The organism is Maricaulis sp. ABE4_448 (genome assembly GCF_056160825.1).
Map to the genome: position 1 here is coordinate 129,690 of NZ_JBSWXX010000004.1, position 14,694 is coordinate 144,383.

General features: G+C 65.0%; 15 protein-coding genes. 4 read left to right on the top strand and 11 right to left on the bottom strand.

Annotated features, from left to right (window positions below):
* Positions 1 to 77 precede the first annotated feature (77 nt).
* From ACXAJV_RS12125 to ACXAJV_RS12165, 9 genes are all read right to left on the bottom strand, one after another.
* Positions 78 to 821: an SDR family oxidoreductase gene (locus ACXAJV_RS12125; RefSeq protein ID WP_475085615.1), complete on the bottom strand. Its 744-nt coding sequence runs from the start codon at positions 819 to 821 to the stop codon at positions 78 to 80.
* Between the two features lies 1 nt (position 822).
* Entirely contained in the window at positions 823 to 1,383 is a 561-nt protein-coding gene (locus tag ACXAJV_RS12130; RefSeq protein ID WP_475085617.1) for a nuclear transport factor 2 family protein, read from the bottom strand.
* Positions 1,380 to 1,844: a nuclear transport factor 2 family protein gene (locus tag ACXAJV_RS12135; RefSeq protein ID WP_475085619.1), complete on the bottom strand. Its 465-nt coding sequence runs from the start codon at positions 1,842 to 1,844 to the stop codon at positions 1,380 to 1,382. Before ACXAJV_RS12135 ends, ACXAJV_RS12130 begins: the two co-directional genes overlap by 4 nt.
* Positions 1,841 to 2,914 carry a hypothetical protein gene (locus ACXAJV_RS12140; protein ID WP_475085621.1) on the bottom strand — a complete coding sequence of 358 codons (1,074 nt, stop codon included), beginning with the start codon at positions 2,912 to 2,914 and terminating at the stop codon, positions 1,841 to 1,843. The genes ACXAJV_RS12135 and ACXAJV_RS12140 overlap by 4 nt, the downstream gene beginning before the upstream one ends.
* The gene (locus ACXAJV_RS12145) at positions 2,911 to 3,834 is read right to left on the bottom strand and encodes an SDR family NAD(P)-dependent oxidoreductase (protein ID WP_475085623.1); all 924 of its coding nucleotides are present in this window, start codon (positions 3,832 to 3,834) and stop codon (positions 2,911 to 2,913) included. Before ACXAJV_RS12145 ends, ACXAJV_RS12140 begins: the two co-directional genes overlap by 4 nt.
* Before the next feature lie 63 nt (positions 3,835 to 3,897).
* Complete coding sequence (locus ACXAJV_RS12150; RefSeq protein ID WP_475085625.1) at positions 3,898 to 4,863, bottom strand: winged helix-turn-helix transcriptional regulator; 966 nt, start codon at positions 4,861 to 4,863, stop codon at positions 3,898 to 3,900.
* Positions 4,864 to 5,007: 144 nt separating this feature from the next.
* Positions 5,008 to 6,351: an MFS transporter gene (locus ACXAJV_RS12155; RefSeq protein ID WP_475085626.1), complete on the bottom strand. Its 1,344-nt coding sequence runs from the start codon at positions 6,349 to 6,351 to the stop codon at positions 5,008 to 5,010.
* Positions 6,348 to 6,836 carry a nuclear transport factor 2 family protein gene (locus tag ACXAJV_RS12160; RefSeq protein ID WP_348509645.1) on the bottom strand — a complete coding sequence of 163 codons (489 nt, stop codon included), beginning with the start codon at positions 6,834 to 6,836 and terminating at the stop codon, positions 6,348 to 6,350. The genes ACXAJV_RS12155 and ACXAJV_RS12160 overlap by 4 nt, the downstream gene beginning before the upstream one ends.
* Before the next feature lie 57 nt (positions 6,837 to 6,893).
* Positions 6,894 to 7,322, bottom strand: coding sequence for a nuclear transport factor 2 family protein (locus ACXAJV_RS12165; RefSeq protein WP_348509646.1), 429 nt, complete (start codon positions 7,320 to 7,322; stop codon positions 6,894 to 6,896).
* 165 nt (positions 7,323 to 7,487) lie between these two features.
* Here ACXAJV_RS12165 and ACXAJV_RS12170 point away from each other — a divergent pair, with 165 nt between their 5' ends.
* Genes ACXAJV_RS12170 through ACXAJV_RS12185 form a run of 4 tightly spaced genes read left to right on the top strand, consistent with a single transcriptional unit; the run spans position 7,488 to position 12,216 of the window.
* Positions 7,488 to 9,332, top strand: coding sequence for an AMP-binding protein (locus ACXAJV_RS12170; RefSeq protein WP_475085628.1), 1,845 nt, complete (start codon positions 7,488 to 7,490; stop codon positions 9,330 to 9,332).
* Between the two features lie 27 nt (positions 9,333 to 9,359).
* On the top strand, positions 9,360 to 10,166 hold the full coding sequence (locus tag ACXAJV_RS12175) for a DUF1295 domain-containing protein (RefSeq protein WP_475085629.1): 807 nt from the start codon (positions 9,360 to 9,362) through the stop codon (positions 10,164 to 10,166).
* A 15-nt stretch (positions 10,167 to 10,181) separates the two neighbouring features.
* On the top strand, positions 10,182 to 11,663 hold the full coding sequence (locus ACXAJV_RS12180; RefSeq protein ID WP_475085630.1) for a carotenoid oxygenase family protein: 1,482 nt from the start codon (positions 10,182 to 10,184) through the stop codon (positions 11,661 to 11,663).
* A gap of 13 nt (positions 11,664 to 11,676) precedes the next feature.
* Positions 11,677 to 12,216, top strand: a complete 540-nt coding sequence (locus tag ACXAJV_RS12185) for a nuclear transport factor 2 family protein (protein ID WP_475085632.1) — start codon at positions 11,677 to 11,679, stop codon at positions 12,214 to 12,216.
* A gap of 42 nt (positions 12,217 to 12,258) precedes the next feature.
* On the opposite strand, the gene ACXAJV_RS12190 is transcribed toward ACXAJV_RS12185, so the two are convergent.
* Positions 12,259 to 13,728, bottom strand: a complete 1,470-nt coding sequence (locus tag ACXAJV_RS12190) for an SLC13 family permease (protein WP_475085634.1) — start codon at positions 13,726 to 13,728, stop codon at positions 12,259 to 12,261.
* 1 nt (position 13,729) lies between these two features.
* Positions 13,730 to 14,644, bottom strand: coding sequence for an alpha/beta hydrolase family protein (locus ACXAJV_RS12195; RefSeq protein WP_475085636.1), 915 nt, complete (start codon positions 14,642 to 14,644; stop codon positions 13,730 to 13,732).
* Positions 14,645 to 14,694 lie beyond the last annotated feature (50 nt).

Genomic DNA, 14,694 nt, shown 5'->3' on the forward strand with positions numbered 1-14,694 from the left:
CCCGGCGCCATGGCGCCGGGGCTGCACTCCCGCCTGAGCCGGCCGTCAATGACGGGCCGGCTCATTTTTTGTCCGGCTCAGGTTTTCGGAGCCATCCGGTCGGCCATCGACTTGGCGAGACCGTAGGGGTCGCGGGCCAGATGCGCGCGCACGGCGATGGAATGCGGATCGGTGTCGTGCTCGGCGACGCCGTTCGCGATGGCCCAGAGGCCGGCCTTGCCGATATCGCGCGGCTGGGACTTCTTCACCTTCACATGCGCGGCCATGCGTGTGTCGACCGAACCGACGATCAGGGCCGTCACGCCGACGCCCAGCGGCGCCAGTTCCGCGCGCAGACAGTCGGACGCTGCGCGGGCCGCAAACTTGGACGGGCTGTAGCCGCCCATGTCCGGAACGGCGACGATACCGCCGGCAGAGAGCACGTTGATGATGCCGCCGCCCCCGTTCGCGGCGATGACCGGCGCGAAGGCCCGGCTCATCGACAGAACGCCGAAATAATTCACTTCCATCTCACGCCGGGCCGCGTCGGGGTCGTCGGTGCCGTAGAGGCGCTGCATTTCAAACGCACCGGCATTGTTGACCACGAGCGTGACATCACGCGCCTTGTCGGCAGCGGCGGCTACGTGTTCGGGACGGGTCACGTCGAGCTCGACGGGTACAACCCGCGCCGGGTCGGCTTTTGCAACGTCTTCGGCATCGGTGAGCTTGCGGGCGCCGACATAGACGCGTGCCGCGCCATGGTCGAGCAGTTCCTCGACAAAGCCGAGGCCGATGCCCCGGTTGCCGCCGGTAACGATCGCTGTGCAGCCTTCGATCTTCATGTCAGCTCCAGTCCTGGCTGTAGAGAATGTCGTCGGGTTTCTTGGCGCCGCGCACGAGGGCTTCCGGGTCCGGCGCGATGGCACCGCGGCCCCAGCTCTCATGCAGCGGCATTTCGTGGTTCCACTCCCAGGCGAGGCGGCGATGGGCGATTGCCCAGCGGCCGTCGCGGCGCTCGAACCGGTCGATCACGCGCGCCATGGTGAGGCTGTCGAACGGGTCCTCGACGCCGGTATCGCGGCGGGAGAAGGTCATGATGTAGCACTCGGTCAGGGCGCGATCGCCGTCGAGTTCGATCATGATGTTGGTGACGGCGTGGGTCATGCGCGGTGCTTTGGGCAGGACTTTCCGCATGGCTGCCACATAGTCCGAGGCCGGGCCCTTGAACGTGCCGCCATGATCCTCGATGGCGTCGTCGTGATAGGCCGCCGCAATCAGATCGGCATCGCCCCGGTCAGCGCCGCGGCAATAGCTCACCAGAACCTCGTGGATCGCCTGCTTGTCGAGGAGGGCGCGGAGCTCGGCCATCATCGCAGCGTCGGCATTTGCGGGAGTGTCGGTCATGTCGGGTTCCTCGTCTTGCTGGCCGGTTCGAGCACGGCCGGCCGCGCGGTCAGTGTGGATGTAAAGTCGGGCAGGGGTGTTCCTGCGGCGCTGCGGTCAGCCGAGCCACGGTCGAAATAGTCGCGCCAGCCGGTGATCAGGTCGCCGTCGAATTCGAGAATGCCCATATAGGGAACGACCGCGTGGTGACCGTCTGCGGTGTCGAACTCGTCGACGCCTTCCAGAAACAGGGCGTCGTCTGTTTCAGCGATCTTAAAGATGCGCCAGCGCGGATTGCGAACCTTCGCCTTGTAGGCTTCCAGGAATTCTCGCGCCCCGGCCTTGCCGTGCTTGGGAGGCTGGGAGATTGCGGAGTAGTGCCACACCAGGTCGTCGCTGAGATGGGCCAGAACGGCGTCAATATCCTGATGATGACACCAGACATCGATGATGGACTGAAGAATGTCGGTCTTGCGGCTCATGCGTGGGCCTTCTTGTCAGCGCCCGGTGCCTGCCAGGCCAGGGTGAGGGGTGTCTGTGAAACGCCGGGTTCTGCGGCAACCGCGTGGCGAAGCGTGTTGAGGACGGCGCCGGCGACGCCGAGCATTTCCGGCGTCGTGCGTTCGGTCCAGCCTGCCGGCGGTTCCAGGCCGAAGCTCAGCGCAACACTGGGCGTGCCCTCGACCCGGATCGACCACAGACCCGGCTCGGCTTCGGCAGGGTCGGGCGGTTCCATGGTCCAGGAAACACCGAGTTCGACGCGCACGGCGCCATCGGCTTCCGCTTGCCAGAGCCAGTCAATGCGGGCAGCGCGTCCCGGTTCGATCCGCCCCGCGGCGATCTCGAGGGCTTGGCGTGCCGGCCGCAGGCTGTGGGCCTTGATGACGCGGTCTGCGGTCCAGCCCAGCCGTTCCGCGACGCAGGCCGTCACTTCCTCGAACAGGGCATTCATCATGCCGGCCGGTGCCCAGTCCGGTGAATTGGGATCCACAGTGTCGACCTCTGCGCCGAAGCCGATCACGTCGAAGACGTATTCCGGGCTCTTGACGGCGCGGCAGTCGACAATCTCGTGAATGGAGACGCGTTTGACATCGCTGCAGACGCCGGTTGCCAGGACAGCCAGTTTTTCCGCGGCAAAACCGGGATTGAGACCGGCGCCCATGAAGGTGGCGTTCCCCTCACGGCCGGCAGCCTCGAACGCGTCCCTGCGGACCTTGGGCCAGTAGTCGGGATTGGTGCCGCCATTGATGCTCACGACATTCTTGCCGGAGCGCAGCAGGCGCTGGATGTCTTCGTCGTGGCGTTCGAAGGGCGGATCGAGGCGAGCCGCGTGGATCACGACATCGGCGTCCAGCTTCAGGATGTCCTCGATGTCGCGGGTGGCCACCACGCCCACCGGATCGCGCCGGGCAATGTCGCCGGCATCGCGGCCGGCCTTGCGTTCGCCGTAGACATAAAGTCCGGCGAGTTCGGTTTGGGGGCTGTCGATCACCGCCTGCAGGCAGGTTCGTCCCATGGCGCCCGTCGCCCACTGGATCACGCGAAGGGTCATGTGCCGGTCTCCGAATTGTGGCGCGCCATGGTCTTGTAGAGATCGGCGAAGGCAGGCTCCGCACCGGGGAAACCGCGCGCGGTTTCCAGGCCGGACTGGGTCTCGGCAAAGGCGTCGAACGCCTCGAGCGCCTGTGGCATCGGCCCGCCTTCGGTCTCGACGATCCGCACCTTGCGCAGCCAACCGGCGCCGCCCAGCCAGATCTCGCCCGTGCGGGTGAGGGCGGGTGATGTGAGCCACGCCGCTGCGGGGGCAATGTTCTCCGGCAGGAGCCGCTGGTCGATCTCGTCCGGGCGGCTGACATCGGCCGTCATCCGGGTGGCCGCATAGGGGCACAACACGTTCACAAGGATGCCCGGCTTGCGCCACTCGTCGGCAAGCGTCAGGGCAAAGGCGTTCATGGCGCCTTTCGATGCCGCATAGGCTGCCCGGCCACGCACGCCATAGAGTCCCGCCGAGGACGAGACCATCAGCACGCGTGCTGCAGACGAGGCTTCCAGGGCGGGCTGGCATGCCGCAAGGATATCGGCCGTGGCGAACAGGTTGGTGTCCATCACAGCGCGGATCGTCGCCGGCCCCTCGGGCGAAAATTTGGCGGCCGGCCCGGTGATGCCCGCATTGCAGACGATGATGTCCAGCTGTCCGAACGCATCGAGCGCGGCCTTGGCAAGGCGTTCGCCAGCTTGGGGATCGGTGATGTCGGAGTGTTCGGCAACGGCCTTGCCGCCGGCATCGCGGATCTCCGCCGCGACGGCTGCGGCTTCGTCGGCGCGACCCGGCTTGAGCCGGTTGTTGACGACGATGCTGGCACCCTGGCGGGCGAGCTCGCGGGCGAATGCCGCCCCCAGCCCCTTGCCGGCGCCGGTGACGATTGCGACCCGGCCTTCCAGCGGCCGTTGAGAAGGATTTGAAGCTTGCATAAACAAACTATAAAACGATGGTTTTATAGTGCAAGCCAGTTTCGGCACGGTGTCCGCTTTTGGTCAGGTGCCGCCGGCGGCGTCCGGGGTGCGGTCCGGGCCTTCGGCGATCTCGAAGGTCACCTCTTCCGGGGCAACGGGCTGGCGGCAATGCGAGCAGACGACGATCGGGGTCAGCTCATGGCCGCAGGGCTTGTGCGTCAACAACAGGGGCGGGCCCTCCGGAGAGACGTAATAGGTGTCTCCCCACTGCAGCAGCATGAGCAGGATCGGGTAGTAGTCGATCGCCTTTTCCGTCAGCCGGTATTCATAGCGATTGGGCCGCGTGGAATAGGGGTGCATCTCCAGCATCCCGATCTGGCAGAGCCAGTTGAGGCGCTCGGAAAGAATGTTGGTGGCGATCGCGGTGTCTTCGCAGATCTCGTCAAACTTGCGCAGGCCGGTAAAGATCGAGCGCAGGACCAGGCTCGCCCAGCGGTCGCCGGTGATCTGGGCGACATGATCCAGCAGGATGGAGTCGGCCTCGCGGTTTGTCGCCGTGTCGCGGTGGCGGCGCCGGCGCGAATAAGTCGGTGTCATCCAGCCCAGGCCCGGGCCTTCGCTCCACGCCATTTCGCGCGCATGGATCTCGCCGCCGCAATCGCCACAGGCGGGCACGGGCTCGAACTCGTGACCGCAGCCTGTGTGGCGCAGGGTGATCGAGATCTTGCCCTCGCTGGGGCCCCAGCGGCGCTCCCAGCGCAGCATCATCAGTGCGGTCCAGTAAAGACCGCGGCCTTTCTCGGTCAGCCGGTATTCGAACCGTTGGGGCGAGGTGCTGTAGGGGGTCTTTTCCAGTACGCCGGCTGCCATGAGACGTTTCAGACGGTCGGACAGGAGCGGCTTGAGCAGGCCGGTCCGGTTGCGCAGCTCCTCGAACCGGCGTGCGCCGAGCCAGTTTGCTTCCAGGATCAGCAGGATCGAGGTGTCGCCGACGACTTCGAGGGCGCGCCAGATCGAGCAGGTACGAATGAATTTGCGGTCAGACATGTCGTGAGGCGCGATGGGTTCCTGTTGATCTGGTGCGGAGCCCGAATCCGCGCTCCGCTTGCGCAGTGATACCTGTTAAGCGCCATGGCCCGTCATCGCAAGGCTGCCGGCCGGTCTGCGACAATCAGACCGGACGGACAGGCCTCACACGTCGACCTGCCGCCGGGCATAGCTGGCCGACAGGAAGAAGAGACCGGTGGCAATCGCAAAGCCGATTGGCGACACGATCGCGATGGCGTAGCGCACCCCCTCGTCGAACGGGAAGAAGGTGTCGCCCACCAGCGCGGTGGCGGTCGGTCCGGCGCCCAGCCCGATCAGGTTCACCACGAAGAGGTAGATGGCTGACAGGGTCGCCCGCATCCGGTTGGGTGTGAGTTGCTGAAGCGCGCTCGCGGCGGCGCCGATGGGCACGGCTGCTGCCGAGAAGAAGACCACGAAGGCGACGGCCGACAGCGCGGGCGATCCGGCGAGCGGGAAGATCACGGCAAACACCGTCCCCGCAAGGCCCGCAAAGCCGCAGAAGGCAAGGCGCCCCGCTGCCGTCCCGCCGCCGAAACGGTCTGTCGCCCAGCCGCCGCCCACCAGGCCGATCAGTCCGCCGATGATCAGCGCGCCGCCGGCAAGATGGCCGGCTGACGCCAGATCCATGCCGTGCACGCGGATCAGGAAGACCGGGAACCAGGAAACCGCGGCAAACACCGCGAAATTCACCATGCCGACCGCGAAGCACAGGCCCAGAACGGCACCCGCGCGCTTGCGGATAAAGCTCATCACCTCGCGCATTGGCACCGCTTCGCGCACAGTCCCGGCGGCGACGCCGTGACGGGGCGGTTCGGGCAGGATCATGAACAGGCCCGCGATCAGCAGGCCGGGCATGCCGACGATGATGAAGGTCGCCTGCCAGGCGCTGAGTTCGCCGAACAGGGGCAGGGAAATCGATCCCGCATTGGCGACCATCTCGATCACGACGGCGCCGATCAGGAAGGCCAGGCCCGCGCCGACGGCCGATCCCAGGCCGTAGACGCCCATGGCAAGGCCGAGGCGCTTTTGCGGAAAGGAATCCGAGATGATCGAATAGGCGGCCGGCGACAGGGTCGCTTCGCCGACGCCCACGCCCATGCGTGCCAGGAAGAGCTGCCAGTAGTGTACGGCCAGTCCGCAGGACGCGGTCATGATGCTCCACAGGGCAACGCCGGCGGCGACGATGGGCAGGCGCGTCGAGCGGTCGATCAGCCGGCCCAGCGGCAGGCCCATCACTGTGTAGAAGATCGCAAACGCGAAGCCCTGCAGCAGGCTGACCTGCGTGTCGGTCAGGCCCAGATCGGCCTTCAGGGGCTCGACCAGGAGGCCGATGATCATGCGGTCGATGAAAGAGAAGATGTAGGCGATGAAGAGAACGGCCACCATCGCCCAGGCCACGGCCGGCGCGGGGTAACCGTCCTCGCTGGCGGCGGCCCCGCCCGGGCCGCCGGCCGGTGCGTCACTCACCGGGCTTCTGCGTCGAAGTCGGTGTGAATGCCCATAGCTTCGAGAAGCTCGGCGCGGTCATAGTATTCCCGCCACTCCTGGATGGAGCCGTCATCATTGATCTCGATGACGCCGACCACCGGTACGGCGCCCGCATGACCGTTGTAGACGAACTCGTCGACCCGCTCGATGAAGACGACGTCGCCGACCTGGCCGATATTCCGGACATTCAGCGTGATCTCCTCGATGCCGGCGCCGATATGGCCGATGCGGGCTGCGAGGGCTTCATGGCCCACGATCGGGTCGACCATCATCGAATGCAGCGAACCGTCCTCGGCAAACATCGAGACGACGCGGTCCCAGTCCTGCGTGTTCCAGGCATCGACCATGTCCAGAACGACCTGGACTTTCGGATTGTCAGAGGTCTGCTGCGTGCCGGTGTCGGCAAGCGCGGCCCCGGCAGGCATGGCTACGCTCAGCGCGAGAGCGACGACAAGATTACGCATGAATTCCTCCCATAGGTTTTATTGTGCAAGTCATAAGAGCGGGAGAAACCCGGTGCGTCAAGCAGAACCGGATTCACCGGCCAGCAGGGGCTCGACCCAGGCCGGCACGGGCTCGCCTGCGCGCGCCGCAGCAATCGCGGCGCTGTCGACATAGTCCCGCCAGCGCCAGATGCGGCCGTCGCGGAATTCGAAAACGCCGGCATAGGGAGTGCGGATGCGCACGCCCTCGGCATTCACATAATCATCGACGCCCTCGACCATCAGCAGGTCGCCGGTTTCGCTGTGCCGGGTGATCGACCAGGCGATCTCCGTCTGGCCGGCACCGAATTTCTCGAGAAAGCGGCGGATGGCGTCGCGGCCCTCCAGCGGGCGGGAGCCAACATGATAGTGGTAGACAACATCCTCGCAGACAGCGTCCAGCACGGTTTCGATGTCGCCGCGCTTCCAGGCTTCGATGATGCGATGAACGGTGTCGATATGCGCCATTGCGCCGCCCTTCGGTGAGTTGCGAGCGCAGCCTAGTCATTTCAGGTAACGTAATGCAAGTCATATCGCGGGGCGGGATTCCGGGTTGGTCCGTTCATCGATTGACAGTCCCGCGAAGAGCGCTCTAACGTGACATGAATTGCATAATAATACCTGGATGTCGTCATGCCCGCAGACTACCGCGCCGTGGAATTCCCGCCGGTTGACCTTGAAATAGACCGCCGCCCCGACGGGGTAATGGTGATGACGCCGCGCGAGCCGCTCGATGTCAGGGATGCTTCCGTCCCGGCGGGGCTGGCGCGCCAGGCGCGACTGCAGCCGGACAAGGTGCATCTGGCGGCCCGCCCGGCACGGGGCGAGCCCTGGGTGACGGCGAGCTTTGCCGAGGTAAAGGCGCGGGCAGACGCGTTGACGCGTTTCCTGATCGACAAGGGCGTGGACCCCGCCCGGCCGCTGGTGATCGTTTCGGGCAATTCGATCGACCACGCCGTCGTGCGCTATGGCGCGATGGGGGCGGGTGTGCCGGTGTGTCCGGTCAGTGCGAATTACGCCCTGCTGGGCGCAGCCGGCGGGTTCGAACGCCTGCGCCACGTGATGGACATGGTCAATCCGGGCTTCGTTTTCGCGGAAACGGCGGCTTATGCCCCCGCAGTCGACGCGACGGCGCCGGCCGATGCGGTGGTGTTGAGCCGGGCCCCTGACGCTTTCAGGGCACCGGCAACCGATCTGGCCGACGTGCTGTCCGCACCGGCCGGAGACGACATCGAAGACCGGATCGCTGCGCTCGACCCCGATGCGCCGGCGGCCTATATGCTGACGTCCGGCTCGACCGGAAAGCCCAAGGCCGTGATCCACACCCAGCGCATGATCACCTCCAATCTCTATCAGGGATGGCAAGTGCTCGGCCGCGCTGCCGGCTGGGATGACGTGCTGCTGGAATGGCTGCCCTGGAGCCATGTCTCCGGCGCGTTTTCCTCGATGGCCGCGGCGATCTTCGGCGGCACCTTCTACATCGACAATGGCAAGCCCTTGCCCGGCCTTTTCGACGAGACGATCGAGAATCTGCGCGAAATCCCGCTGACCTACTTCACCAATGTGCCCGCAGGCTATGCGATGCTCACCGAGGCGCTCGAGAAGGATGAGGCGCTGCGCAAGACCTTCTTCGAGAAGCTGCGCCTGATGCTCTATGGCGGGGCGGGCTTGCCGCAGCCTGTCTATGACCGTCTGCAGGCGATCGCCGAGGCGGAGACCGGAAATCGCGTCTTCATGACGACCGGCTACGGCGCCACCGAGACCACATCGGGCTGTATGTCGATCTATTTCCACTCGGAAAAGGTCGGGATCGGTCTGCCGATGCCGGGCCTTGAGGTGAAGCTTGTCCCGCTGGACGAGACCCGTTTCGAGCTTCGGATGAAGGGGCCGATGGTGACGCTGGGCTATCTCGGCCGGCCTGATCTGGAGAGCCAGATCCGCGACGAGGACGGCTTTTACAAGATCGGCGACACAGCCCGCTTTCACGATCCGGCCGATCCCAGCCAGGGGCTCGCCTTTGCCGGCCGTCTGGCCGAAGAGTTCAAACTCGACACCGGCACATTTGTCAGCGGCGGCGAGCTGCGGGCCGAACTGGTTCGCGTCGGCGCGCCGCTGATCACCGATCTCGTGCTGTGCGGGGAGAACCGGTCCTACCTGTCCGCTCTCATCTGGCCGAACGCCGGGGCGCTGGCAGCCGAAGCCGGACTGCCGGACATGCCGCCCGCTGACCTGGTACGCGATCCGCGCGCCCTGGCCGCTATCGAGGCACGCCTTGCTGCACACAATGCGGCGTGCTCCGGGTCCAGCGAACGCATTCGCCGGTTTGCCTTGCTGTCAGACCCGCCGAACGCCGAACGCCATGAAGTATCTGACAAGGGAACGATCAATCAGGAAGCGGCCCGGCGTCATCGCGCCGCCGATGTGGAGCGTCTCTATGCCGACGCGCCCGATGCGGGCGTGGTGGAAATCGCGCGCTGACGACCTGCCTGACCAACGGAGCAAGACATGCCTGAATTTGTATTTGTGATCGGCGTCAACTTCGCCGTTTTGATCGGAACCATGCTGGCCCTGTGGCTGATCAGTGTCGCCATCGGCGATGTCAGCTTCATCGATTCCTTCTGGGCGGCGGGCTTTGTGCTTGTGGCCTTCGTAACCCATTTCCTGACGCCCGACGGTGACGCCCAGCGCAAGCTTCTGCTGCTGGCGATCACGACAGTGTGGGGGCTGCGACTGGCGGGTTATCTTCTCTGGCGCTGGCGCAAGGAAGGGCCGGACAAGCGCTATGTCGCGCTGCTCGGCAAGGCCAAGGGCAATCCGCACATGACCAGCCTGACCAAGGTCTTCCTTCTGCAGGGCGTCCTTCTGTGGCTCGTCTCCCTGCCGGTCCAGCTGGGCCAGGTGCCGGCGCAGCCGACTGGTGTGGGTTGGCTGGCCTGGGCCGGTGCCGCGCTGGCCATCATCGGCATCTTCTTCGAGAGCGTCGGCGACTGGCAGATGGCGCGGTTCAAGGGCAATCCGGATAACGCCGGAAAAGTGATGGATCAGGGCCTGTGGCGCTATACGCGGCATCCCAACTATTTCGGCGATGCCTGCGTGTGGTGGGGGCTGTTTATTATTGCCGCCGAGACGACTCTGGGTCTGTTCTCGATCGCCGGCCCGATCATGCTCACCTTCCTTCTGGTGCAGTGGAGCGGGGCTGCCCTGCTTGAGCGCCGTCTCAAGCGGTCGCGGCCTGAGTACGAGGCTTATATCCGCCGCACCAGTTCCTTCATTCCGATGCCGCCACGCCGCGATGCCGGCGACGCCGCCTGATCACAGGAGTTTCCGATGTCTGTTGTGAACCGCGGCACCTTTCCGCATCTCGACCCGGATCCCAACCACCCCTACACGTCCGGCGCCTGGACTCCGGTATTCGACGAGTATGATGCCGACGATCTCGAAGTGATCGGCGAGATCCCGAAGGATATCGACGGGATCTATGTCCGGAACAGCGAGAACCCGGCCTTCGGATCGATCGGTCTTTATCACCCGTTCGACGGTGACGGCATGATTCACACCATGTCCTTCCGCGACGGCAAGGCGAGCTACAAGAACCGCTTTGTGCGCACCAAGGGGCTGATGGCTGAAGTCGAGGCGGGCAAGCCACTCTGGGCAGGGATTGCCGAGGATCCGCGCCTGTCGACCCGGCCGGGCTGGGGCGCGCATGGTGGCATCAAGGACGCCTCCTCGACCGATGTCGTCGTGCACGCCGGCAAGATCCTGTCGACCTTTTACCAATGCGGGGACGGTTATCGGCTCGATCCCTACACGATGGAAGAATTCGGGACGGAAGGCTGGGTGCCGCTCGACGGAATCTCGGCCCACCCCAAGCTGGATGAAAGCACCGGCGAGCTGCTCTTCTTCAACTACTCCACTCACGCGCCCTACATGCATTACGGCGTGGTCGGGCCGGACAACAAGCTGAAGCACTACATCCCGATCCCGGTGCCGGGGCCGCGCCTGCCGCACGACATGGCCTTCACGAAAAACTATTCGATCATCGCGGATCTGCCGTTGTTCTGGGATGCTGACATTCTGGCCAAGGGGCGCCATGCCGCCCGCTTCCACCGTGACATCCCGACCCGTTTTGCGATCGTGCCGCGCTATGGCCAGCCGGAAGACATCCGCTGGTTCGAGGCCGCGCCAACCTATGTGCTGCACTGGATGAATGCCTGGGAAGAGGGCGACGAGATCGTGCTCGACGGCTATTTCCAGGAAGACCCGGCACCCAAACCGCTCGATGCGCCCGGCGGCGATCCGCGCCTCGGTCAGCTGATGGCCTATCTGGACGAGAACTCGTTCAAGCCGAAACTGCACCGCTGGCGCTTCAACCTGAAGACAGGCGCCGTCAGCGAAAGCCATCTCGACGACCGGCTGCTCGAATTCGGCAGTTTCAACCAGACGTATGGCGGCGTTAAATCGCGCTATCTCTATTCCACATTCACCAAACCGGGCTGGTTCCTGTTCGAGGGCTTCGTGAAGCACGACTTCGAGACCGGCAAGAGTGAGACGCTCAATTTTGGTGAAGGCCGGTTCGGCAGCGAGGCGCCGTTTGCGCCGCGCGTCGGCGCAAGGTCCGAGGATGACGGCTACATCGTTTCCTTTATCACCGACATGGTCGAAAACCGCTCGGAATGCGTTCTCGTCGACGCGCAAAATATCACAGACGGCCCGGTGTGCCGGATCATCCTGCCCCACCGGATTTCCAGCGGCACGCATGCGACCTGGGCCGACGGTCCGACGGTGCGTGCAGCCCAGTCAGCAGCCTGAACGGAGGTCGGAGATGAGCTATCCGCCAAACACGCTTGAGACCCTGATCGCCAAACAGGACATCCACGATGTCCTCGCGCGCTATGCCCGGGGTGTGGACCGGGCCGACGCCGACCTGCTCCTGTCCTGCTATCATGCTGACGCGATCGAGGAGCATGGCAGCACCTATCAGGGGCCGGCCCATGAATATGTGCTCGGCGCGGTTGAGCGTCTTGCCAAGCTGAGCCACCCGATGGCGCACTATGTCAGCAACGTCCACGTCGAATTCTCTGACGATGGCGAAACCGCCTGGGTGGAAAGCTATGTGCTGACCTTCGCCCGTTTCGACGACAAGTCGGGCCAGGCGCATGACACGCTGACCGGTGGCCGGCTGGCCGACCGCTTCGAGCGCCGCGACGGGATCTGGCGCATCGCCCACCGCAAGATGGCCTTCGACTGGAACCGCGACGCCCCCGCCAACGAGACCTGGTGTCTGGGCCTGTTCAATCCCGACGACCCCAAAATGGTGATGGGCAAACGCGGCAAGGACGACTTGTCCTACAGCCGGTTCTAGGAAATGAGCGCGGAGCTTGAGGGCTCCGCGCTGTCCCCATCCCTACCCCCCGAACACGACCGGCGAGAGCCAGAGTGCGGCCATGGCCAGGACGGCGATGGCGACAATATTCAAAAGGAAGCCGGCGCGGGCCATGTGCGGGATCGAGACGAGGCCCGAGCTGAACACGATGGCGTTGGGCGGTGTCGCGACGGGCAGCATGAAGGCGCAGCTGGCTGCCAGCGTGACCGGGATGACGAAGACCAGCGGATCCTGACCGGTTTCCACGGCGATCGCAGCGATGACTGGCAGGAAGGTCGCGGTTGTTGCGAGATTGCTGGTCAGCTCGGTCAGGAAGATCACGAGTGCTGTGGCGACGATCACCAGCAGGGCGAGGTTCAGCGCGCCGAGCGGTGCCAGCTGTTCGCCCAGCCAGAGTGCAAGGCCCGAACCGGCGACGGCCGAGGCCAGCGCCAGGCCGCCGCCGAACAGGATCAGCACGCCCCAGGGCAGCTTGCCCATATCCTCCCAGACCATGAGTGCCTGCCCGTCCTTGCCGGAGGGAATGAGGAAGGCGCCGACCGCAGCGATCATGGCAATACCGGTGTCCGAGATCGAACCGATGACCGGCACGCCCGACAGGAAACCGCGTCCGACCCAGCCGATCACCAGAAAGGCGAACAGCATGGCTGTGCGCGTTTCGGCCGTGCTCATCGGGCCGAGAGCTGTGCGCATCTGGCCGATATGCTTCATGGCGTCGGCCGAGGCCGTGAAGCGGACGGGGAAGATGATGCGGGTGAGCGTCAGCCAGGCAATCGGGAGCAGCACGGCGCTCACCGGAACGCCTACCAGCATCCAGCGTGCGAAGTCGACCTCGACGCCATAGCTGTCTGACATGAACCCGACCATGAATGCGTTCGGCGGTGTGCCGACCAGGGTGGCAACCCCGCCCAGCGTGGCGCCATAGGCGAGGCCGAGCAGGAGCGCGATGGAGAAATTGCTCCGCTGGCGAACGTCCAGATCCGGCATGGTCTCGCCGATCACCGTGACCACGGAAACCGCGATGGGCAGCAGCATCAGCGTCGTCGAAGTGTTGGAGATCCACATGCTGACGATCGCCGCCGCCAGCATGAAACCGCCGACCAGTGCGCGCGCATTCGTGCCCACCATACGGAAGACGCCGAGCGCGATGCGCCGGTGCAGGCCGCACCGCTCGATTGCGAGGGCCACGACGAAGCCGCCAAAGAAGAGATAGATGATCGGATGGGCGTAGGGGGACGAGATCTCACTGATCGTCGACACGCCGAGGATGGGAAAGAGGACCAGTGGCAGGAAGGCGGTGACGGCAACCGGAATCGCTTCCGTTGCCCACCAGATTGCCATCCAGGCACCGATCGCGGCGACGAATACACCGTCAACAGAAAGGCCTTCCGGGCGCAGGAAAAATCCGATCAGGATTGCGGCGAGCGGGCCGGCGGCCAGTCCGATGCGCTGATAGAGGGCGGGCGCGTCGTCGTGCGTCGCGTCTGTCATGTCAGTCTCCGTTCATGGCCAGCTGGCAGGCAGTCGTATTGTAGACCTGTTCGGGTACCAGATGACGGACCGCGGCGGGCGCCATCCGGGTGTTGTCATGGCTTACGCCAGGCACCGTCGCGACCGCCCATCCGTGTTCCAGCTCGGCACCGGCGGCCAATCGCTCCACCAGGGCGGCAGTATTCAGGCCGCGCTCGAACCGGTGTGCGCCCTGGACCCGGGCTTCGGGGGTCTGGCGCAGATTGGATGCATTCGGATCATTGTCGGCCTCGCCCAGAAGCAGGGTGATCGGCAGGGCGGCTATATCGCCCGGATCGAGCGGCGCGCGCGGCGCGCCGGCAAACCCGTAGGGCCATTCGGCTGACATGTCCGGCCACGTGTACCAGCCGGCATTGGCGACCACCGCGGCTTCGACGTGCGTATCCGGTGTCAGCATCAGGAAACGGTGGACGAATTGTGCACCGGCCGAATGTCCGAATATCGAATACCGGTTGCGTGTCGAACCCAGTCCGGCGCGCATGGTGGTGAACAAGGGCTCGATGGCGTCGAAGGCGGACACCGCTCCGGTGCCCGGCAGCGGTTCGCCCAGATTATACCCGGAAGATCCCGGAAAGCCGCCCTGGCCGAAGCCGGGGGCGATGATGGCCAGCCCGCAGGCGTCGGCCAGTTCGATCCAGGCGTCGCGATAATCGTCGGGATTTCGGTTCACGCCATGCATTACAAAGATGATGGGAGCGTCGGCGGGGAGGTTTTCGGGCCGGTAGGTTTCGACGGTGAGGTCGGGCCCGCCCCATCCGGAATAGGTCAGCGATGCACGGCCAGCGGGAACTGCAAAGCCCGTGTCGGCGCCATGAGCAGAAGCGGTCCCGGCCATGGCGGACAGGGCGGCAAGCGTGACCATGTGGGAAAGTCGCATATCAGACGGTCCGGATTCGGGCCGGGAGGGCAGGCTGGATGTACGGCGTG